This window comes from Allomuricauda sp. TY007 (genome assembly GCF_010468565.1).
In the GTDB taxonomy this organism is placed as follows: Bacteria; Bacteroidota; Bacteroidia; order Flavobacteriales; family Flavobacteriaceae; genus Flagellimonas.
Window position 1 is genome coordinate 1 of record NZ_WUEG01000063.1, and the last position, 470, is coordinate 470.

The 470-nt window shown below is 51.1% G+C and carries 1 protein-coding gene; it reads right to left on the reverse strand.

The annotated features are described in order from the left end of the window. On the reverse strand, positions 1-470 hold a 470-nt coding region (locus GO009_RS17435), incomplete at both ends, for a transposase (protein WP_163627978.1).

Sequence of the window (470 nt, forward strand, 5' to 3'; positions counted from 1 at the left end):
GACTGAAGGCCCTCCAGCTCCCTGTCCAGGCTTTTCAATGAACGCACCAAGGACAAATGCACCGTCCTTGAAGGTATGCCCAGGACCTTTTCACCGTGCAGCTTGTTCTTTACCTGTGTCCGCTGTTTGAGATAGATGTCCATCAATGCCAACAATTGGAGACTCTCCGCTTGGTCCTCGCACTTGCCGTCGTACAATGGAACCGTATTGACCTTGGCATATTCCGCTATGGCCTTGGCATCGCTCTTGTCCGTCTTGACCTTGGAAAGCCTCATCTGTACAAAACGCTTTACGGACAAAGGGTTCACAACCGATACGGCCATGCCCTGGTCATAAAGGAACTGTGCCAATAGGTAATGGTAATAGCCAGTGGCTTCCATTACCACCAGACTGTTGGAGTTCAAACCGCTGCAATAATCCCTGAACCCCTTCAAGGTGTTCGGGTACTGATGGTGGGAACCTTGGTGGTC